Origin of the sequence: Micromonospora inaquosa, from assembly GCF_003857055.1 — a bacterium.
GTDB lineage: Bacteria > Actinomycetota > Actinomycetes > Mycobacteriales > Micromonosporaceae > Micromonospora > Micromonospora inaquosa.
In genome coordinates, this window is record NZ_QGSZ01000292.1 from 1 (window position 1) to 20,646 (window position 20,646).

At 69.2% G+C, this 20,646-nt stretch carries 22 protein-coding genes; 18 read left to right on the plus strand and 4 right to left on the minus strand.

Annotation, left to right across the window (positions count from 1 at the left end; translation table 11 throughout):
• The coding region (locus tag DLJ59_RS26860; RefSeq protein WP_341869643.1) for a hypothetical protein at positions 1–976 on the plus strand (976 nt) is incomplete at its 5' end.
• Between the two features lie 31 nt (positions 977–1,007).
• Here the strand turns inward: DLJ59_RS26860 and rsmI are convergent.
• Positions 1,008–1,847 (minus strand): 16S rRNA (cytidine(1402)-2'-O)-methyltransferase, encoded by an 840-nt coding sequence (gene rsmI, locus DLJ59_RS26865; RefSeq protein WP_425271462.1) that lies wholly within the window; start codon positions 1,845–1,847, stop codon positions 1,008–1,010.
• 254 nt (positions 1,848–2,101) lie between these two features.
• On the opposite strand from rsmI, the gene DLJ59_RS26870 reads away from it, so the two are divergent.
• The 3 genes from DLJ59_RS26870 (at position 2,102) to DLJ59_RS26880 (ending at position 6,081) form a co-directional block, all read left to right on the plus strand.
• Complete coding sequence (locus DLJ59_RS26870) at positions 2,102–3,649, plus strand: dolichyl-phosphate-mannose--protein mannosyltransferase (protein WP_425271463.1); 1,548 nt, start codon at positions 2,102–2,104, stop codon at positions 3,647–3,649.
• 366 nt (positions 3,650–4,015) lie between these two features.
• Positions 4,016–5,299: a VWA domain-containing protein gene (locus tag DLJ59_RS26875; RefSeq protein WP_124775732.1), complete on the plus strand. Its 1,284-nt coding sequence runs from the start codon at positions 4,016–4,018 to the stop codon at positions 5,297–5,299.
• Complete coding sequence (locus tag DLJ59_RS26880) at positions 5,299–6,081, plus strand: peptidase (protein WP_124775734.1); 783 nt, start codon at positions 5,299–5,301, stop codon at positions 6,079–6,081. Before DLJ59_RS26875 ends, DLJ59_RS26880 begins: the two co-directional genes overlap by 1 nt.
• A 45-nt stretch (positions 6,082–6,126) precedes the next feature.
• On the opposite strand, the gene DLJ59_RS26885 is transcribed toward DLJ59_RS26880, so the two are convergent.
• Complete coding sequence (locus DLJ59_RS26885) at positions 6,127–6,396, minus strand: hypothetical protein (RefSeq protein ID WP_124775736.1); 270 nt, start codon at positions 6,394–6,396, stop codon at positions 6,127–6,129.
• A gap of 192 nt (positions 6,397–6,588) precedes the next feature.
• On the opposite strand from DLJ59_RS26885, the gene DLJ59_RS26890 reads away from it, so the two are divergent.
• On the plus strand, positions 6,589–7,245 hold the full coding sequence (locus DLJ59_RS26890; RefSeq protein WP_124775738.1) for a 4'-phosphopantetheinyl transferase family protein: 657 nt from the start codon (positions 6,589–6,591) through the stop codon (positions 7,243–7,245).
• Between the two features lie 44 nt (positions 7,246–7,289).
• Here the strand turns inward: DLJ59_RS26890 and DLJ59_RS26895 are convergent, their stop codons facing one another.
• A complete protein-coding gene (locus tag DLJ59_RS26895) occupies positions 7,290–8,375 on the minus strand; it encodes a Gfo/Idh/MocA family protein (RefSeq protein ID WP_124775740.1) in 1,086 nt (361 codons plus the stop codon).
• Between the two features lie 69 nt (positions 8,376–8,444).
• Between DLJ59_RS26895 and DLJ59_RS36460 the strand changes: the two genes are divergently transcribed.
• The 4 genes from DLJ59_RS36460 to cutA all read left to right on the plus strand — a co-directional run bounded on the left by DLJ59_RS36460 (position 8,445) and on the right by cutA (position 11,532).
• Complete coding sequence (locus DLJ59_RS36460) at positions 8,445–9,194, plus strand: hypothetical protein (RefSeq protein WP_158630914.1); 750 nt, start codon at positions 8,445–8,447, stop codon at positions 9,192–9,194.
• Positions 9,195–9,538: 344 nt separating this feature from the next.
• A complete protein-coding gene (locus DLJ59_RS26910) occupies positions 9,539–10,078 on the plus strand; it encodes a hypothetical protein (protein ID WP_124775746.1) in 540 nt (179 codons plus the stop codon).
• Positions 10,075–10,503, plus strand: coding sequence for a hypothetical protein (locus DLJ59_RS26915; RefSeq protein WP_124775748.1), 429 nt, complete (start codon positions 10,075–10,077; stop codon positions 10,501–10,503). Before DLJ59_RS26910 ends, DLJ59_RS26915 begins: the two co-directional genes overlap by 4 nt.
• A 666-nt stretch (positions 10,504–11,169) precedes the next feature.
• Positions 11,170–11,532: a divalent-cation tolerance protein CutA gene (gene cutA, locus DLJ59_RS26920; RefSeq protein WP_244236256.1), complete on the plus strand. Its 363-nt coding sequence runs from the start codon at positions 11,170–11,172 to the stop codon at positions 11,530–11,532.
• A 4-nt stretch (positions 11,533–11,536) separates the two neighbouring features.
• On the opposite strand, the gene DLJ59_RS26925 is transcribed toward cutA, so the two are convergent.
• Complete coding sequence (locus tag DLJ59_RS26925; RefSeq protein WP_208648848.1) at positions 11,537–12,808, minus strand: NsdA family TPR-like regulatory protein; 1,272 nt, start codon at positions 12,806–12,808, stop codon at positions 11,537–11,539.
• A 294-nt stretch (positions 12,809–13,102) separates the two neighbouring features.
• Between DLJ59_RS26925 and DLJ59_RS26930 the strand changes: the two genes are divergently transcribed.
• From DLJ59_RS26930 to DLJ59_RS26975, 9 genes are all read left to right on the plus strand, one after another.
• Positions 13,103–13,435: a hypothetical protein gene (locus tag DLJ59_RS26930; protein WP_124775752.1), complete on the plus strand. Its 333-nt coding sequence runs from the start codon at positions 13,103–13,105 to the stop codon at positions 13,433–13,435.
• A gap of 121 nt (positions 13,436–13,556) precedes the next feature.
• Entirely contained in the window at positions 13,557–14,489 is a 933-nt protein-coding gene (locus DLJ59_RS26935; RefSeq protein ID WP_124775754.1) for a hypothetical protein, read from the plus strand.
• Positions 14,490–14,601: 112 nt separating this feature from the next.
• The gene (locus DLJ59_RS26940; protein WP_124775756.1) at positions 14,602–15,480 is read left to right on the plus strand and encodes an FtsK/SpoIIIE domain-containing protein; all 879 of its coding nucleotides are present in this window, start codon (positions 14,602–14,604) and stop codon (positions 15,478–15,480) included.
• On the plus strand, positions 15,477–15,662 hold the full coding sequence (locus tag DLJ59_RS26945) for a hypothetical protein (RefSeq protein WP_124775758.1): 186 nt from the start codon (positions 15,477–15,479) through the stop codon (positions 15,660–15,662). The genes DLJ59_RS26940 and DLJ59_RS26945 overlap by 4 nt, the downstream gene beginning before the upstream one ends.
• An 84-nt stretch (positions 15,663–15,746) precedes the next feature.
• On the plus strand, positions 15,747–16,265 hold the full coding sequence (locus DLJ59_RS26950) for a DUF6197 family protein (RefSeq protein ID WP_124775760.1): 519 nt from the start codon (positions 15,747–15,749) through the stop codon (positions 16,263–16,265).
• Positions 16,262–16,984: a GGDEF domain-containing protein gene (locus DLJ59_RS26955; protein WP_124775762.1), complete on the plus strand. Its 723-nt coding sequence runs from the start codon at positions 16,262–16,264 to the stop codon at positions 16,982–16,984. Before DLJ59_RS26950 ends, DLJ59_RS26955 begins: the two co-directional genes overlap by 4 nt.
• Before the next feature lie 770 nt (positions 16,985–17,754).
• Positions 17,755–18,099, plus strand: coding sequence for an RRQRL motif-containing zinc-binding protein (locus tag DLJ59_RS26965; protein WP_124775772.1), 345 nt, complete (start codon positions 17,755–17,757; stop codon positions 18,097–18,099).
• Entirely contained in the window at positions 18,099–18,989 is an 891-nt protein-coding gene (locus tag DLJ59_RS26970) for a DUF2637 domain-containing protein (protein ID WP_124775764.1), read from the plus strand. Before DLJ59_RS26965 ends, DLJ59_RS26970 begins: the two co-directional genes overlap by 1 nt.
• Complete coding sequence (locus DLJ59_RS26975) at positions 18,986–20,575, plus strand: replication initiator (RefSeq protein WP_124775766.1); 1,590 nt, start codon at positions 18,986–18,988, stop codon at positions 20,573–20,575. The genes DLJ59_RS26970 and DLJ59_RS26975 overlap by 4 nt, the downstream gene beginning before the upstream one ends.
• Positions 20,576–20,646: the final 71 nt, after the last annotated feature.

Consider the following 20,646-nt stretch of genomic DNA (forward strand, 5'->3'; position numbering starts at 1 on the left):
GGCGGGCGCGCCGGGGGTCACCGGCGTCGCGCCCCAGCCCCGGCCGGTGCCCGGCGTCGACCCGGGCGTTCAGCGGCCCACCCCGGCGGGACGCTCCGCCACCCCGGCCCGTCCCACACCGGCGGCACCGTCGCCCACCCCAGCCCGGCCGACCCCGGCGGCACCCGCACCCAGCCCGGCGCGGCCCGGCCCGTCGGACCTGCTCCCCGACTCGGTGCCGACCGGCGGGGAGTCCGTCGAGGTGGAGCCGACGACCGGCGCGCCGGTGGACGCGGTGCCGCGTCGGGTGCCGGTGCGGCAGCAGGGCCGCCGGCAGCGGGACCGCCAGCCCGACGGCGACCCGCCGGACGACGACGGCGGCGCCTTCTGGGCACCGATCGAGCAGGTGCACTGGGATGGCACCCCGATCCGCAAGGACCCGGCGCCGGAGCGGTTTCGCGGCTTTCGGCTGGCGCGGCGGCGGGCACCGAGCCGCACGCCCCCACCGCCGGATCCGCTGCCCGGGCTCGCCGCGTTGGTGGTGCTGAGCCTGGTCGCGGCCTTCTTCGCCTGGGTGAGCGCCGCACCGTTCTGGCTCGCGGTCGGGCACGCCCGGACGGGCACGGTGGTGATCGACGACTGCTCCGGCGGCGGGCTCACGCAGCGGTGTCGGGGCATCTTCACCGCCGACGACGGGCGGTTCATCGCCCATGGTGTCCGGGTCGGCGGTGTGCCCGTCGACGGGCACGCGGCCGGAACTGCGCTGCCGGCGCGGATGACCGGCCCGGACAGCGGCACCGCGTACGCGGACGTCGGCGTGGGCCGGCACCTGCGCTGGCTGCCCGGTCTGCTGGTGGTGCTGGGCTGCACCGCCGGCATCGTCCGGTGGACCGGATCGGCCCGGGTGCCCGGCCGCCGGCACCGCCGTTGGGCGATGGGCGCCGCCATCGCCGGTCCCACGCTGATCACCGTCGGTTTCCTGGTCGCCGCGTGGTGACCCCGCCGTCAGGGGAGGCCGGTCACCTCGGTCAGCGGTGCACGATCGTGTAGACGTCCCGGCGGCGCAGCGCGTACTCGGTGGCGACGTCGGTGATGGCGTCCCGGCGGGACCGGCCGGCGGCCTCCCGCTCGGCGACGGCGGCGCGCAGGGTGTCGTCGTCGGGGCGTTCGGCGGCGGTCACCGGAGCTCCGGCCACGACCAGGGTGATCTCTCCGCGCGGGTCCCCCTCGGTCGCCCATCGCGCCAGTTCGCCGAGGGGGCGGCGGAGCACTTCCTCGTAGGTCTTGGTGAGTTCCCGGCAGAGCGCGGCCGGCCGGTCCGCCCCGAACGTGTCGGCCAGGTCGGTGAGTGTCGCCCCGATCCGGTGCGGCGCCTCGAAGAAGACGAGGGTGCGCTCCTCGGCGGCGAGCGCGCGCAGCCGGGATCGACGCCCGCCGGGGGTGCGGGGCAGGAACCCCTCGAAGCAGAACCGGTCGCAGGGCAACCCGGAGACGGCCAGCGCGGTGGTGACCGCGCTGGGCCCGGGGGCGACGGTGACCGGCGCCCCGACATCCAACGTGGCGCGGACCAGCCGGTAGCCGGGGTCCGAGACGCTCGGCATCCCGCCGTCGGTGACCAGCGCCACCACGTATCCGCCGAGGATGGCCTCGACCAGCTCGGGGGTGCGCCGCTCCTCGTTGCCCTCGAAGTAGGAGACGATTCGACCGCCGACGGTGAGGTCGAGATCGCGGGCCAGCCGGGTGAGCCGGCGGGTGTCCTCGGCGGCGACCACGTCGGCGCTGATCAGCACCTCCCGGAGTCGGGCCGAGGCGTCGGCGGGGTTGCCGAGCGGAGCACCGAGCAGAATCAGGCGCCCAACTTCGGACATTTCACCCACGAATTCGTCTCCTTCATTGCTGGGAATACCGGTATCAGGGACGACGGACGCCACCGGACACCTTGGCAGCCTACGATCGCCGGGTGACGAGTGCGTCGACAGCGCAGAGCCCGAGCGCCGACCCGGACAAGTTGATCCAGGTGACGGGCGAGCCCAGTGCCACCCCGGAGCCGACGGCACCGAGCGCGGAGGGCGGCGGGGTGGCCGCCGCGGTCCGGCGACGGTTCGCCACCGTCGACACCCAGATGGACCGGTTCTCCTGGCTGGCCACGGCGGTGGTGGTGGCCATCGCGGCGATCCTGCGCTTCGTCGGGCTGTCCAGCCCCAAGGGCAAGATCTTCGACGAGACGTACTACGCCAAGGACGCCTACGGGCTGATCTCCCGTGGTGTGGAGTGGAACTACAAGGACAACGTCCCGTCGTACGTGGTGCACCCGCCGCTGGGCAAGTGGCTGATCGGCGTCGGCGAGTGGGCCTTCGGCTATCAGGACGCCGATTCCAAGGTCTCCGTCCCCGGGCACCTGATGACCACCGCACCGGAGTTCGGCTGGCGGTTCTCGGCGGCGGTGATCGGCACGCTGTCGGTGCTGCTGCTGGTTCGCATCGGTCGGCGGATGTTCCGTTCGACGGTGCTCGGTTGCGCGGCCGGCCTACTGCTCGCCCTGGACGGCTTCCACCTGGTGCTGTCCCGTGCGGCCCTGCTCGACATCTTCCTGCTCTTCTTCGTGCTGGCCGCGTTCGGCGCTCTGGTGCTCGATCGGGACGCCCGCCGTCGGCGCTGGGCACGGGCCCTGGACGACGGGCTCGATCCGAGCCAGCCGGGCCGCGCCGGCCGGCCGCCGACCGGTTGGCGCACCTGGCCGTGGTGGCGGCTGGCGGCCGGGGTGCTGATCGGCTGCGCGTGCGCGGTGAAGTGGAGCGCTCTGTACTTCGTGCCGGTCTTCGCGCTGCTGGTGCTCTTCTGGGAGGTCGGCGTCCGCCGCTCGGCGGGGGTCCGTCGGCCCTGGCGGGACACGCTCGTCGACGAGGTGCCCTGGCTGGCGCTCGCCGGCGTGCTCATGGTCGGCACCTACCTCGCCACCTGGTCGGGCTGGCTGCTCACCGACGACGGGTACTACCGGCTCGCGTCGGCCTTCCCGAGCGCCCGGCTCAGCGACCGCCCGGTGATCGGCCCGCTGATCAACCTCTACGAATACCACCGCGCGGCGTACGGCTTCCACGCCCAGCTTGACGACGCGCACAAGTACCAGTCGTGGCCATGGCAGTGGTTGCTGTTGGGTCGGCCGGTGGCGTTCCATTACGCCGGCGACGGCGTCTGTGGCGCGCCGACCTGCGCCTCGGAGATTCTGCTGCTCGGCACCCCGCTGCTCTGGTGGTCGTTCCTGCCCGCCCTGGTGGCGCTGGTCTGGCTGGGTGTGGCCCGTCGGGACTGGCGGGCCGGCGCGATCCTGCTCACCGTGGCCGCCGGGCTGCTGCCGTGGTTCTGGTTCGCCCTCCAGGGCCGGACGATGTTCTCGTTCTACGCCGCGCCGGCGGTGCCGTTCCTGGTGCTGGCCGTGGTGTATGTGCTGGGCGCGCTGATCGCGCCCGCCGGCGGCGACGTGGGTGCGGTGGCGCCACTGGTGCCCGGTGACCCGAGTTACGAACGCCGACTGGTGGGCAGCATCGCGGCGGGGGCGTACGTGCTGCTGGTGGCGGCCTGCTTCGCGTACTTCTATCCGATTTTTGTCGGCCGGGTGATCCCGTACTCGGATTGGCTGTCCCGGATGTGGCTCGACGGTCGGTGGATATAAGCATCGACAGGCGACGCGCCGCACAGCGCGACGGAAGAAGGGCCCGCACGCCGAAGCGTGCGGGCCCTTCTGACAAAGACGCGCGCCCCGATCGCCTGCCACGGGGGAAGCGGGCGATTGGGGCGCGCAAGAAGAGCTTAACCACCGGGCACCACCGGCACAACGGGTCGACTTGGGTCAGATTTCCGACGGATGATGGCCAGTCCGACACCCTTCCTTGAACAGTTGACCGAGGGTGACCTGGTGTGGACCCAGCGCGCGGACGCGAGCGCCCAGCGGCGCTCCCTGACCAGGCCGGTGGCGTCAGGGCTCGCACCACCGCAACCCAAATGATCATCCAAAGTGGATCTCACTACACTGCGGGCCGTGATCAACTTCAGACGATCGACGGCCGTCCTTCTCGGACTGCTGGCGACCACCGCACTGGCCGGGCCCGCCCCGGCGCAGGCCGACGAGGAGCCGGCGCCCGAGCCGCCCCGGGTCGAGCTGGTGCTCGACGTCAGTGGGTCGATGCGCGCCGCCGACATCGACGGGCGCACCCGGATCGCGGTCGCCCAGCAGGCCTTCAACGAGGTGGTGGACGCGCTACCCGAACAGACACAGCTCGGCATCCGGGTGCTCGGCGCCACCTACCGCGGCAAGGACAAGAAGGTCGGCTGCCAGGACACGCAACAGATCGTGCCGGTCGGCCCGGTGGACCGGTCCGCGGCCAAAGCGGCGGTGGCGACACTACGGCCGACCGGGTTCACCCCGGTCGGGCTGGCGCTGCGCTCCGCCGCACAGGACCTGGGTACCGGGAGCACCACCCGACGGATCGTGCTGATCACCGACGGCGAGGACACCTGCGCCCCGCCGGACCCGTGCGAGGTGGCCCGGGAACTGGCCGCCCAGGGCACCAGCCTGGTCGTCGACACCCTCGGTCTGGCCCCGGACGAGAAGGTCCGCCGGCAGCTGCTCTGCATCGCCAGCGCGACCGGCGGAACCTACACCGCCGCGCAGAGCGCTGAGGAGCTGACCGACCGGATCAAGCAGCTCGTGGAGCGGGCCGGCGACACGCACACCCGGGCACCGACAGTTGTCGGCGGCACGAACGCGTGCGACTCGGCGCCACTGCTCGCCCCCGGCGTGTACGCCGACCGGGAGTCGTTCTCCGAGCACCGCTACTACCGGGTGCCGATCCGCCCCGGCCAGGAGCTGCGGGCTTCGGTGAGCATGGCGTTGGACCGAGCCGTCAACCGGGACTACGGGGTGCTGCTGCGGGCCACCGCGGCCGACGGCCGGGAGCTCGTCCGGGGCGCGGACGCCGGCAGCGGACGGGCCGACGTGCTCTCCGCCGGACTGCGCTGGTCGGCCACCGCCGACGATGAGGACGTGGCGGACACCGAGGAGAGTTCGGCGCCGGTCGCCGAGCCCACCACCGTCTGCCTGGTGGTGAGCAACTCGTTCGCCCCGCGTCCCGGCACCGCGGCGACCCCGGGCATGCCGGTGGAGTTGACCATCGACGTGGTCGCCGCCGCACCCGCACCGGACGGACCGGACCTAGGCCGGGGCTGGGTGCTGCTCGCCCTGCTCACCATCGCCGGGCTGATCACCGGTCTGCTCGCCGGACTGCTCACCCGCTGGTGGGTCGCCACCTGGAGGGAGAACTGATGCGTACCGCACTGTTCCGGTCGATGGCGGCGCTGCTCACCGCCAGCGGGGCCGTCCTGCTCCCGGCTGCGGCCGTCGCCGCACCGACCCCCTCCCCGGGTGCCACGCCGGTGAACCGTGCCGGCACGTCGTTCCTCACCGCCACCCCGATCAGCGCCGGCCAACCGGTACGGGTGGACGCCTCGATCGGCGACCACCTCTACTGGTCGTTCCCGGCGACGGCCGGCCAGGTGCACGAGATCACCGCCACCGTCACCTTCCCGAAGGGACGCGGCGGCGCCTCCACGTGGACGGTGGACGTCTTCGACGGGCTACGGCGACGTCAGGCGTGCACGGCGGGGGCACAGACCCCGACAGTGGACGCGAAGGCGTCGACCGTGGTGCTGGGCTGCACGCTGCGCGAGGTGCGGCCGTGGGCGGAACCCTGGTCGGCCGATCCACTGCCCGGCACGTACGTCATCCGGCTCTCCGTGATCGACCTGCCGGAGCCGGATCTGGGTGCGCCGATCGACGTCGACCTGCTGGTCGGCACCATCGCCGACCGGGGCGCGTCGGCTGACGACGGCGAGTTGGCCGCCCCGCTGGTGCCGAACACCAAGGCCGGCACGGTGCTCAACGGCGTACCCCCGGTGGACGCGGAGGCCGACGACGAGAGCGACCCGCTCGCGGACTGGTTGCCGGATCTCGGCTCGCGCTGGGTCTGGACCGGCATCGGCGGCGTGCTCGCCGCGGTGGCTGGCGTGTTCGGCTTCGCGATGACCCGGCGGCCTCGACGTCGCTGAACGCCCTCTCTGGTGGCCCCGCCCAACGGCGGGGCCACCAGAGGGTCAGCTACGCCGGGAGCCGCGCGGCAACCAGCCGATGAACCGGTCCTGGAGCGACATCACCGGGGCGGCGCGAAGATCTTCCGTGGCAGCGGCGAGGCAGGACCCCAGATAGACGCTGAGCATGGCGCGATCACCCCCGTACTCCGCCAGCAGCCGGGTGCGCTTCGTCGCGCACGGCCACTCGTCACCGCAGGAGCCGCAGCTCCAGCAGGGCGTCTTCGGGGCGTGATCGTCAGCCGACACCCCCGGCCGTTCCGCACCATCGGTCATCGCACGTCCTTCCAGATGTCCACGGGGCTGCCCGTGCCGGCCAGCATTGATGGTGGTCCCCCCGGAGCCATCAGGGAGGGCGCTGCGCGTCCCTCCGGTGTTACATCTTTGCGGTACTTTCAGCGGTCGTGGGAGTCGGAAAGTTGACGGTTGACCGGATGCGCTATTCCTACCGACCAGTAGGGCATCGCGATGCGTGACCTGCTGCCATCGACGGTCGCGGTCGCCATCGCCGGGCCCGACGACTGGACGGGCGAGTTGCTCCCCGCTGAGCAGGCATGTCTCAGCGAACGGGCCGTCCAGACCCGCCGGCGGGACTTTGCCGCAGGGAGGATGTGCGCCCGCAGGGCATTGCGCGACCTCGGCCTGCCGAAGACCGCAGTGCCAGCCGCCGCCGACCGCACCCCGGTCTGGCCGGCCGGCGTGGTCGGCACCATCACCCACACCGCCGGCTACTGCGCCGCCGCCGCGGCGCACACCACCGACATCCGGTCCGTCGGGATGGACGCCGAGCAGCACCGCGAGATCAATCCGGGAGTACGCAGACTCGTGCTGCTGCCCGAGGAGGAGGCCGCCTGCGCGCGGCTGCCCAGCGGCACCTGGTGGCCGGTGGTGCTGTTCAGTGCGAAGGAAACCGTCTACAAGGTGTGGTACCCGGTGGTCCGCAGCTGGTTGGATTTCCACGACGCCCGACTCGACCTTGACCCGGATGCCGGCACGTTCACCGCCCGGATCGCACCGGCCCGGGTGGACGCGGCAGGGGTCGACGACCCGCCGGCATCGATCACCGGCCGCTTCGTGATCGCCGACGGGCTGGTCCGCACCGCCGCCACGCTTCCGCTGCGCTGACCCGGGCCAGCCCGTCTCGGGCGTCGTTCTCGCCCGATGTTGGGCTACCGCGCCCACGCCTCGACGTCGGTGACGACCGGCTGGCCGGTGCGTACCGATTCGCCGATGGCGAGGCTGATCAGGTGGTCCTGGCAGGCCTCGGCGAGGGAGTACGGAGCCGGGCCCTCCTCCCGCGCCCACGCCCCGGTGCGGGCGACGATGTCGGCCACCGCGATGTCGTCGTCGGACATCCCGCTGCCGACGAACGGATTGCGGTAGACCACGTCGCCGTCGAAGCTGATGTGCTTCAGGTCGAGCCCCTCCAGGTTGAGGTCGAGACCGGTCTGGCGTCGCACCAGGGATGACTCCACCGGCGTGGTCGGGTCGACCAGGCGGACCACCCGGTCGTCGACCAGCTCACCGCGCGAGCCACGCACCACCAACCGGCGGGTACGCAACGGGTTCCACCACTGGTTGTCGGTGAAGTCGTACAACCCCATCCGCCCGCCGAAGTCGATGGTCGCGAGGGTCGTGGCGAGCTGCTGCGGCGTGTCGTCACCGCTCCAGCCGGCCGGTGAGAGCGGGTTGGCCAGCGGCGCGACGAAAGCGCGCGCGTTGACCTCGGCGCTCTCGTGACCGACACCGAGCAGGCCACGGATCAGCGACACCGCGTGGTACAGGTGGGTCGACGAGATCTGGACCGAGGTCGGCTCGCCGAGCACCCCGGCGCGGACCAGCGCCAGCCGGGCCGCGTGCCCCGGCATCAGCAGGTACTGCTCGGCGACCTGCACCAGACCGCTGCCCCCGACGTCAGCCCAGAGCGAGCGCAGACCCGCCAGGTCGGCGGCGGGCGGCGTCTCCGCGAGCACCGGCACGCCGGCCACGACCAGCTCCCGGGTCGCCTCCGGCGTCACGGACCACGGCACCGACACGATGACGAAGTCCGGCCGCTCCTGGGCCAGCAACTCCGAAGTCGTCCGGAAGGTCCGCACGCCCCAGTCGGCCGTCACGTCAGCACCCCGCGACTCGGTACGCGTCACCACCCCGGTCACCCGGAACCGCTCGGGAAGCAGCCGGGCCAGGCGAAGGAAGAACTCACCTCGCCAGCCACTGCCGACGATGCCGAACCGGGTCTGGGCCACCGAAGTCATCTGGGCTCCTCACGTAGAGGTCCGGATGCTAACCGTTCCCGGATGAGTTGCTTCGCTACGCTTGCGCTGATGACCATCGACTCGTTACCCGCTGAACCCGCGTCGGCGACCGTCGAGGTGACCGACGCGCGACCGCACCTGGACTACTACCTGGTTGGCGGCCGCGTCCCGGGCACCACTGTCGAGGGCATCGTCGTCGAGGAGTTCACCCGGGACCGCGACTTCACCACGACAGGGCTGGACAGCGCGGGTTGGACCCCGCAGGCCGGCTGGTGGAGTTCCGCCTCGCTGAGCCGCGACATGCGCACCGACCCCGAGGTGCTGGCGCGGGTCGTCCCCACCACTCGCCAGGAGGCCGAGGACGTCTACCGCGCGCTCGGTGGCGGGCAACTGCCGGACGAGACACTGCTCCGTACGCACTTTCTCAACCATCAACCGATCGCGAGCGCCCCGCCGCTGCGGCTCGGCCCCGCCCAGCCGCCGGCCGGCTTCCACGAACGGCGGGTGTACCGCGTCCTCTTCGCCAAGGATCTCCGCGCCGAACAGGTGGCGGCCCTCCGCACGGCCTGGCGGACACCGGAGGCCGGCACGAGCGCGGCCGGCGCGGGCGCATCCGCCGCGAGCGGTCGACTCGACGAGCACGGCGACCAGTTCACCTGGGATCTGCGCCGCGTCGGCCACACCCTCGCCTGGGGCCTCGACGTGACCGCACTGCTGGCGACCGATGCCACCGTGTCGCTCGGCTCGACAGTGTCCGAGCTGACGAACGTCCTGCGGCAGCACGGCCTGATACCCGTGACGACCGAACGCTTCTCCTAGGGCTGGCCCGGCCCATCTCGCTCGCCGAGCTGGTGACCGCCGCGCAGGCCACCCTGGCCGAACTCGAAAAAGGCCGTCTCCGACTCGCGGAAACGGCCTTTGACCTGGGGTGGAGCTGAGGGGATTTGAACCCCTTACACCTCCTGCGCGAAGAGATCGACGCGAGTCGGGCACTTCTGCGGCGCGACCTGTACAACCACCCCCAACACCTCTCGACGTTTGACACGGCTTGCCGGTCCCGGTTGTGCCCGATCCGTGCCCGATGATCTTTAGAAGGGCTCCCCCTGTCATGTCCAGCGGTGCGCCCGCTGCTTAACGAGACGATGTCCGCCTATGCTGTTCGGGTGCTCATGGCCGCCGAACACTGGTACGAGTTGGACTGGTTTGAGTGGCTTGGGGTCGCCGGGCTACCACTGACGTTGTTTGGCCTGTGGCTAACTCTCCAGCAAGCGCGCCAGGCAGCCGACGCTGCCAGAGCAGCGCGTGCGGCAGTTAGGCAGACACAGAGACAGATTGTCGCCAAGCAGCTTCATATCCTGATTCCCCAACTCACCTGGGTTGCCAGAGAGCTAGATGCATCCATAAAGATAAACGACAGCGAATCCACTAAACGCAGTTTGGACGACTGGCGTCGACATGCAAGCCATGTACATGGACTGCTTTCCAGCGAATCCGAGTACGAGCAGGAGAGCCTTCTGGAAGCCTTGGTATCCAGCACTGGCCTAGCACGGACCGCAGCCCGAAGCCTGCTTTCCGGAGAGGAAGGGCCAGTGCTACCCAAATGCAGGAGAGCGCACGATGCAATTGGCAGCACATGCGATGAGCTAATAAAATGGGCAGGGAAGAACGCAAATCAAGTCATCACGGGAGATGAAGGCGCATGAGCAAGGAGCAGGACATCCGGCGTCGCATGGCGGATCTTGCCAGCAGCCTTCTTGCCGCGACCCTGGAAGGCCGCATTCAGTGGTCTACGACGGACGACGAGGATCAGTATCTTTACGCTGGCTCAAAATCGTCAGTTTTGATTGAACAGGATCTTCACCACTCGCGCTGGAACCACAAGCTGGCGATTCTCAACACCCGAGGCACAGAGGTCGAATCAATAGCGGACGACTGGGATACGAATTCCGTCCCTCCGCAGCCGGATCCAGTGAACATCATCCTAGAACAACTCTTCGACGCGAGTCGTCGGCAGGCCCTAGGCGTGGATGATCTATTGGACAGTGCAATGCACGACATTGAAAGGGGTTACACAAAACCCGTACCGCCAAAACCGCAACACCCCTTCGACGAAGAGCCCCCCTTCTAGCGACCAACCATCCCGTCTGCCGTCGACCCGCACACCGTGGAGCGGGCCAGGGCCAGGGCGCCAAGGTGGAGCGCCCAACTGGACGAACGACCTTGGCGCCCTGGCCCTGGTCTGCTCGGCTCCGCCCGGGTCGATGGCGGTCGGGATGGGCTCAACCATCCTGGAGCCCGAGCGCCGCCGCCGGAGGCAGGATCTTGCCCTCTCAACACTCAAGCCCCGAATCTGTCAGCAACTATGGCGGTCCGGGGCTTCGTCGTGTGTCGCGCCGCCGGCGGGCTGTCACCGTCGCGCTGGCGGCCGAAGGCCAGAGGCGCGGCGGCGGGCCATCGGCCCGGCCCTGGTTCGGCGGCGCGAGCGGCCTGCGAAGCGGGCCGCCTTGATCCCGTACAGAAAGTTCTCACAAGACTGGATCACCCCCGAAGCCACCTCGGCTGGGTGGCAAAGTCGGCCCGACTTGGCGATAATGCAGGCGTGACGACACCTGACCCAAGCGCTGAGTGGTGGACAACTTCTGACGTTGCCGCCTATCTCGGCGTCCAGATCGGAACGGTCAGCTCTTACCGGAATCGCAATCAGATGCCCGAGCCTGACCGAACTCTTGGACGCACTCACCTTTGGCGGCCGGAGACCATCACCACGTGGAACGAAGGACGGCCAAGGCTCGGGATTGGCGGAAAAACTGCCGACGCCGACCCGCGTGGCACGTTCTTGCAGGTGTCCACGGCGTTAGAATCCCGTGAAGCCGCCGAAAAGCTGGCTCGCGAGATTGTCGAGGCGAAGCTGTCAGCGGGAGCCCAGATCATCGGACCCGTTACATCGGCCTTCTGGCACCTAGGCGAGTTCGGTACGGGCGAAGAATGGCAACTCCTACTCAAGACTCATTCCGACCGGTTCGAAGATCTTCAGGCGTATCTCACGGAGCATCACCCCTGGACCAATCCAGAGATTGTTGCAGTTCCGATCGTCGCGGGATCTGACGCCTATTTGTCGTGGGTACGGAAGACAGTCGAGCAAGGCGAGGAAAGCTAGCGGATCAAGACCTGGCCTTCTCTAGCAAGTCAGACACCATCGGCACGCTGTGGTGACTTGCGAGCTGCCGCAAGATGGGTTGCAACCTTTGACGCGGACGAACGGATGCAACCCCTGCTGAGAGGTTGAGGACTCGGTCTGCGATCCCTGCTGCCGCCTCGATCTCGCCCGCCGTCAGGTACGCGTCTGCGAGCCAACACGAATACAAGGCTTTGTCCCGAGCATGGGCGTCATCGAAGCCGCGGAGCGCATCCTCCAGGAGCGGAACGGCTCGCAGCGGTCGACGCAACTCGGTCCAGCACCTGCCCGCCATGATCTGTAGTTCCTGCTCATCTACCCAGCTCGACCAATCCGGCTGGGACCTGCCTTGGTTGCTCGCCAGGGCAGCCTGGGCAGCGGCCAGCGCCTCGTCTGCTTCCCTGGCGTTCCCTGCCACCGCGTGTGCCCAGGCTCGCCGCTCATGCAGCAACGCCCCGACGGTGGCCGGCACTCCCCCGTCGGCTGCCGCACATGAGGCTTCCGCGACCTCCACGGCCGCCTTTGGATTACTACCGATCGTCTGGTAGGCAAGGAAAGCTAGAGCGTTTCCAGCAAGGGCGGGATCCGATATCCGCGTCGACACACTGTGGCTCTCCTTGTACAGGTGTTCGGCGGCGACGTGGTCACCAGCATCGAAAGCCGCCCATCCAGCCTGCTGAGCCTGCTCTGCAAGAATTGCTAGGAGCTTGCTCTCGGTAGCGGCCGAATAGCTACTGCCACGCAAGATTGCCTTAGTTGCCTTGTATTCGGCGAGATAGATACCTGACGTATCGCCGCCGCCTAGGACGTCGTCCAGGCGACGCAAACGAGCGGTTCGCCGTGCGAGCATCGCTGGCACATCGGAACCGATCCGGCCCCGTGGAACTTCCTCCAGCAGGGAAGGAATACCGAGAGCCGTCCCGGCTCCAATAGCCGAAACACGCAGGAAGTCTCTTCTTTTCACGGCTTCATCTCCGCTCGACCTAACCGCCTCCAAAGCGGAGGGCGCCTCCCAGCCTCGGGGAGATAGACCCAGCATATGGCCGGGAATCCGTAGAGCATCAGAAATAGCGGCGATTTTTTCGTATGTCGCTATACTTCCCTGCCCCCGGGCGAGAGTCCCGACTCGTTCGGGCTTTATTGCGCAAGCCTCGGCGATTTTCGAATAGCTAATACCTGCCCATTTGCGGGCAAGGACGAAGACTGCACCAAAATCGTGGCGAGCAATTGCATCCTGCATATCCGCGCGTTGCAGCACGTGCGGGGGGATAGCAGTTGGTGAGGCCTGAGGATGCATCAACCCTCCACGTCCTGACAGCTCATGCATTGGTACCACTCGCTCCCGACCCTACCCACCATGGGTACCCCCACGCGAGGCAAGAAACAGACCCCACCCCGGGGCCATGCTGATGCACATGGATCGGTGGTCCACCGAAGGACCGAGAGGATCGATGCTTGACGTGTGCTGAGTCAGTCAGTACGTTGTAGTCAGTACCGAGTGGGTACTGAGTCTAACCCGGGGCGTCTGCCCCCAGTCGAGAAGGAGTCAGTTATGGGACGTCTGCTGCTGGACACCTCGCGGGTGTCGTACGAGGTGGCGGTGAACCCGGTTCCGAAGCTGGACCAGTCGGGTCAGCAGAAGTTCGACCGGGAGACGAAGCAGCCGATGTGGGCGGTGCAGCTCTACGCCCTGTCGGAGGGAAGCGCGGAGGTCATCAACGTGACGGTGGTCAGCCCGGTGATGCCGGCGGTGGCTGTTCGTCAGCCGGTGGTGCCGATGGACCTGGAGGCGCTGCCCTGGGTCAACGACCGGGACGGGAAGGTCCGCTCCGGTGTGGCGTTCCGGGCTTCGGCTTTGACCGCGATGGAGACCGCCGCCGTCTAGCGGCCGGTGTTTCTGTTCGGCTCCACAAGAGGTGAAGAGGTGGACACGGGGTCGCCGTTGATTGGCGTCGTCTGCGACCCCGCGTCCTGTCCAACAAGGTCCCTACTAGGGAGGACTTGTCGTGTCCAAGTCTAGCCAGAGGTCCCCGTTCGGCTGGTCGAACCGTGGGGGTCAAGTCACTGTCATCGAAGCGCCGGTTGCCCGCTCGTACCGTCGTCGGGCCGTCATCGCGTTCTGGGTCACCCTCGGTGTGGTTGGCCTGCTGGCCGCCATGGTGGCCTCTGAGTACCTGCACCCGATCCTGGGTGGTCTGCTCGGCGTCGTTCTCGGCGCTGTTCTCGGCGCGGTGGTGTTCGCGCTGATCGTGGCGTGGCCGGTCCTGCGCGTGTTCTGGCACTGGCTGCCGGAAATCGTGTTCGGTCTGGCCGTCGTCTACGGCTGGACGACGTTGATGGAGTCGACCCCGTTGTGGGGTTCACTGCTCATTGTCGCCCTGGTCGTCGGCGTCCCCGCCGCCATCGCACCTGTGCGCCGTCGGGTCATGGCGTGGATCTGGTGTCTGATCGTGCGGCATCGGCTGCGGTTGTGCTTCGCGGCGTTCATCGCCACCAACCGGCACGGCTCGCTCCCGCTGATCCTGCTCGCCCGGCCGACCCCGGCCGGTGAACGTGTCTGGGTGTGGCTGCGCCCCGGTCTGTCTCTGCGGGATCTGGAGCAGGACGACCAGGTGCAGAAGCTCGCTGTGGCGTGCTGGGCCAACGAGGTCCGCGTCATGCGCGCCGGCCGCAAGTACGCCGCACTGATTCGCATCGACATCACCCGCCGCGAGCCCTTGGCGCACACCGTCGTGTCGCCGCTGCCGGACTACGTCCCCAGGGACGTTCCGGCCAACGCTCCCACCTCTCCGGGCATGCCGCCTGTCGGCCTGGACCTGCCCGACGTACCCGACGTGCCGGTCAGCGCACCGACCGACACCCCCCGCCAGCGCAAGCCGCGCAACCCCACCACGCCCACTGCGAGCCCGAACGGGTTCGACCCCTCCGACTACGCCTAACCACCGGGACGGCGCGGACCAAGCACCCCTGACGGGTCGAGCGTCCGCGCCCCTTCCCGATCCCCCACCCGCTCATGACACGTACGTGTCAACCGACCCCGGGAGCCCTGCCATGGACCTCACGGACACCATCGAACTACCCCCGCAACCGGATGCGCCGCAGACGGTGCCGGTCGGCGCGGGACTGTCCATCTTCGATCCGGTCTTCCTCGGCATCGATGAGTTCGGCCACCCGGCCTACCTGCCGATGATCTACCGCAACATCCTCATCGGCGGTGAACCCGGCGCGGGCAAGTCGTCGCTGCTCAACACGATCGTTGGTCACGCCGCTCTGTGCCCGGATGTCAGGTTGTGCCTGCTCGACGGCAAGCAGGTCGAACTCGGGCTGTGGAAGGACGCCGCCGACGTGTTCGTCGGCCCGGACATGGACCACGCCATCCGCACCCTGCGCCGGGTGCAGACGGTGATGGACAACCGGTACTCGTTCCTGCTGGCCCGGCGTCGCCGGAAGATCGGCCCGAACGACCTGTTCGGTCAGATCCTCGTGGCCTGCGACGAGATCGCCTACTTCTCCGCCACCGCCGGGGACAAGAAGGACCAGGATCTGTTCGCCGCGCTGCTGCGCGACATCGTCGCCCGGGGCCGCGCCGTCGGCATCATCGTCGCCGCCGCGACCCAGCGCCCGTCGTCGGACATCATCCCGCCGTCACTGCGGGACCTGTTCGCGTGGCGGTTCGCTGGCCGCTGCACCAACGACGTGTCCTCCGACATCGTGCTCGGGCACGGCTGGTACGCCCGCGGCTTCTCCTCCAACAGCATCGACCCGAACAACCAGGGCGAGGGCTACCTCATCGCCGAAGGCGGCATCCCCAACCGGGTGAAGGCCGCCTACATGACCGACGCCGACATCATCCGCGTCGCCGACTACGCCACCTGGACCCGCCGCCGCTCCGGCCTCGCCGCCCCCGCCGATCTGCGGACAGCGGCATGAGCACCACCACCGCTACCCCGACCCGGGTCCTGGACCTCGTGCTCGTCGGGAGCGGCGAGGACATCGCCGCCCTGACCGTCATCGCCCGACACGCGGGCGCCCTGGTCTACCGCTCCGCACCCGCTCCTGTCAGCGACGGCAGACACCGGGTGATTCTCCGGCTCCACCTGCACCACCGATAGAGACGGCCGACGAACCGGGACCAGCCCTAGGAAGCAACCCCGGCTCGCCGACCCAACCACCGCCCACGAAAGGACGTGGCCGCCATGAACCCTACCCAAAAACAGCCCACCACCCCCGGCGCGCTGGCCGACCTGACTCCGGCCGACACCCTGCGCTGCGCCGCCCGCTACCTCGAAATCCGAGGCTGGACCAAGAGCGTCCACTACGACCGCACCACCGAAACCCCGTTCCCGCCGGCCTGCATCACCGGCGCGATCGGGATGGCCGTCTACGGCGATCACACGCCGCTCCAGACCGGGAATGACGGCGACTGCGATCGCGCCCTGCGGCACCTGGCCGACTACCTGTGGCGCGACGGCCACGTGTCCGAGTCCGACTTCTTCGGGGCGCTGTGCTGCTCCGACCGGGAAATCGTCGCCGACTTCAACGACTACGCCGGTCACACCCTCACCGATGTTCTCGACGTCCTGCGCGACGCCGCCGATGACTACGACTGGACCCACGCCACCGAGGACGACCTCGAAACCTACGCCGAACACGAATACGACCAGGAACGGTTGCCGACCCGCGCCGGCTTCCTCATCTGGCGGGCTGCCCGATGACGCCCCGCCTGCGTGCCCTGGTCACCGCCAGCGCCATCAGCGCCGCCGCTACCGCCGGCTACCTCACCGCACGGCACAGCCTGCGGGCTGAACTGCTCGCTGTCCGGCACGCCGCCTGTCACGACCCGCTGACCGGCGTCCACAACCGCGCCGGCTTGTCGGCCGCCGCTGACTCGTTTATCACTACCGCCCACACCACCGGCCGACCCGTCGCCGTGGTCCTGGTCGACCTGGTGGGCTTCAAGAAGGTCAACGACACCCACGGCCACGACGCCGGTGACCACATCCTCACCACCGTCGCCCAACGGCTGACCGGCATCGCCGGCCCCGCCGGCATCTGCGCCCGCCTCGGCGGCGACGAATTCGCCCTCATCACCACCGGCCCCGCCACCCGGCACGACGACGCCGATACCTGGCTGGCCGACTGGCTCACCCACATCCACACCCGCCTGACCACACCGGTCAGCTACCACGGCCGAACCCTTTCCGTCGGCGCGACTCTCGGCGCGGTCCTGGCCCACCCCGGCAACCCCGCCGCCGCATGGCTGCACCACGCCGACCTCGCCATGTTCGCCGCTCGCGCGAACCGCCGGACCACTGCCGTCTTCACGGACACCGTCGACACCGCCGCCGCTACGCGGCCGACCGATCGGCTCCGTGACCTGGCTCGTCCGACCAGTCCCCTCGCCGCCGCCCCAACCACCTGGAGGGCCGCATGACCACCGCCGTCGACATCACCGACGTGACACGTACGTGTCAAAACGACATCTCCACCGCCGCACTTGTCGGCGCGCTCGAAGCGGCCTGGGCCGCGATCCGCGACCAGCACACCGACGTCCCGGCCGCTGTTCTCGTGGTCGGCTCCGGCTCCCCCAGCAAGCCCAGTCAGGGCATGAAGTGGGGCCACTTCGCTGCCCTGCGCTGGCAAGCCGGCGAACAACAACTGCCCGAAATCCTCATCTCCGGTGAGGGACTGTCCCGCGAACCGGAAGCCGTGTTCACCACCCTCCTGCATGAGGCAACCCACGCCCTCGCCGACGTGCGAGGCATCCAGGACACCTCCCGGCAGGGCCGCTGGCACAACAAGAAGTTCGCCACCCTCGCCGCCGAGCTCGGCCTGTCCACGACCAAGGACGACAAGCTCGGCTACTCGCCCTGCACCCTGACCGACCTCACCCGCGCCCGCTACCGGCCCGCCATCGCCGGTCTGTCCGTGGCGCTGCGTTTCTACCGCCACCCCGAACCGACCGGGGAAGGCAAAACCCGCACGAACAACAACAACGGCGTCTCGTGCGAGTGCGAGTGCCCCCGCAAGCTGCGCATCTCCACCACGGCCTTCGAGGAAGGGCCGATCGTCTGCGCGGTCTGCTCGGCGGCGTTCCTGCCCGAGGACATCGACCGCGACACCTACGAACACCCCACCTTCGCCACCGGCACCCCCGCCGTTGACGACGACCAGGACCAGGACGACGCCGACTCGGAGGACCCGATGGTCTTTTACGACCCGACCGGCGAGCGCTACGGCCTGCCGACCTACCCCTTCAAGTTCGCCCCCGACGGGCTGCTGACCCGCCGGCAACTGCGGACCCGCAACCTGCGCCCCGGCGGCCAAGAACCCGCCGCGCAAATCATGTGGCGTCGCGGTAAGCGCGTCGCCTACCTGTTCCGCCTCGACCTCGCTCTCCCGAAGCGGACCGCGACCCCCGCCCAACAGGCGGCCATCGCCAAGGCGCTCACCGCGCGGCGTACCTGCCCCGACTGCCGGCAGGTCAAGCCCTACTACATCCCCCGCCGTACCGGCTCCTGCCTCGACTGCACCCCTGGGGTGAACTGATGACCACGACGAACCTTCGTCCCACCCGCTGGGCCTACCTCGGCCTTGTCCTCGGCGGACTCGTCTCCGTCGCCGCGAACATCGCCCACTCCTTCATCGCCCCCAAGGGCGCACCGCAGGACTGGACCCCTGAGCCTGGCGCGGTTGTCTCCGCGATCGTCTGGCCGCTGTTCCTGTTCATCGCCATCGAAATCCTTGCCCGCACCCCCTGGCCTTCGGGCTGGGGCTGGGACGTCCTGCGCTGGGTCGGAATGCCGCCCGTCGCCCTGGTCGCCGCGTTCGTGTCCTACCAACACCTGTCCGGACTCCTACGTCACTACGACGAAGGAACCCTCGTCATCTGGTTCGGTCCCATCGCCGTCGATGGCCTGATGCTCATGGCCACCGCCGCTCTACTCGCCGCCAAACACACCAACACCCGGCCCACCGAACTCGTCCCGGCACCTGCGCCGGACACCCTCGCCGAGGCGTCGTCACCCGACATCCCCGCCTCGCCGACGGTCCGCCCGGCCGCCGCGACCCCGGCCACCAACCCCACACCCGAGAACACGCAACCCGCCAACGAACCCATCACCCTGCCCACCTCTGGCGAGGACACCGACACCCCGACGACGGTCGAGCCCACCCCGGACATCACCGACAAGGACCCGACCCCGGCACCCACCGCGCCTGCGGTAACCGCTGGACCTGCGCCCGCGCTGCTCGCCGGAGCGCGGATCGTCGCCACGGCCCACGAGAAAGCCCACGGTGAGCCCATCACCCCCGGCCAACTCGCTGTGCGGCTGCGCGTCCCCACCGCCACGGCCGCCGACATCCTGACGGCCCTCAACACCCAACCGACCATCAACAACCGACCCCACAACGGCACCGCTGTGGGAGCCACCGCGTGACGTCCTCGACGTTGCCTCTCGCGCCCGAAACCACCACGGTTTCGGGCACGGGAGCCTCCGCTGAGTCCGTCGACTACTGGCCATGGGCTACCCCCACCACCGGCCCGCGCAACCCTGCCGCCGATGGGTGGGTACGCGGCCACGACCCCCGCACTGTCGCCTCCGGCCGTGCCCGCGCCCAAGACCCCGACTACCCCGAATGGCTCGGCCACGTCCGCGCCGCCTCGGCGTGCAAGCACCCGATCAGGCTGGCCGGGCAGATCCACGTCAACGACGCTGACGGCAACCGGATGGCCACCGTCGACACCGACGACATGCCCGACGGCGCGATCTACACCCCCTGCGGCAACCGCCGGGCCTCGGTGTGCCCGTCGTGCGCCGAGTTGTACCGACGCGACACCTACCACCTCATCAAAGCCGGCCTGCAAGGCGACCGGTGGGGACTACCACCCCTGCACGAACACATCGCCATCTTCCTCACCGCCACCGCCCCCTCGTTCGGACCGGTGCACCACCGGGTCGTGAAGGTCCACGCCGCGGACTGCCGCAAGAAGGACGGCTGCACCTGCCGGCCCTCGGCCTGCCACCCATTCGGCCGGACCTGCCTTCACGGTGTGGAGCTGCGCTGCGGGCAGCGCCACAAGGCCGCAGACACCCACCTCGGGCAGCCGTTGTGCCTGGACTGCTACGACCACACCGGCCAGGTCGTGTGGAACCACGAAGCACCCGAGTTGTGGCGCCGCACCATCCAGCAAGCTGACCGGGAGCTACGCCGCCTCGGCCGCGCGCACGGCGTGGACCTGCGCCGCCGCTACATCAAGGTCTACGAATTCCAGGTACGCGGCGTCATCCACTACCACGCCCTGATCCGCCTCGACGGTTACAACCCCGACTGCCCTGAGGCGATCGTTCCCCCGCCCTCGGTGGTCACCCGGGACATGTTCGAGGCTGCTGTCCGAGCAGCGTTCGTGAAGACCGCCTACACCTCCGCTGGGCATCCCGCCAACGGCGGGCAGGGCTGGCACATCGCGTGGGGTGACAAGGGCTTGGACCTCAAGCACGTCAACGCCCCCGGCACCGACGTCAACCTCGCCCAGATCACCGGGTACATCGCCAAGTACGTCACCAAGAGCACCGAGGTAACCGGGCTGAGCCTGCGCCGCGTCGACGACCTCTCCGTCCAAATCCACGGCGACCCGGCAACGCACCTCGGGCGGCTGATCCGCGCGTGCTGGGACATCGGGGAGCACCCCGACTACGCCCGGCTTCGGCGGTGGGCTCACCAGTTCGGCTACGGCGGGCACATCGCCACCAAGAGCCGCGCGTTCTCCGTCACCCTCGGCTTCCTGCGCCTGCAACGCACCATCTGGCGACGCACCGAAGGCCACCCGCACACCTGGGACGACGAGCAGACCGAGCGGGTCATCTACGAACTCGGCTACCAGGCCACCGGCTGGATCACCACCGGAGACGCGCTGCTCGCCAACACCGCCGCCGCTATGGCCCGCGCACAACACCTCGCCGGCATCGACGCCCTGGCCGACGAATTCGCCGCCGCTCGCGCGGTCCAACCCCTGGCCGCTTGACACGTACGTGTCAACGCCAGTGAAGCCGTTCCTTGACAACTCCACAGCGCACGCAACACCCCACCCCACCC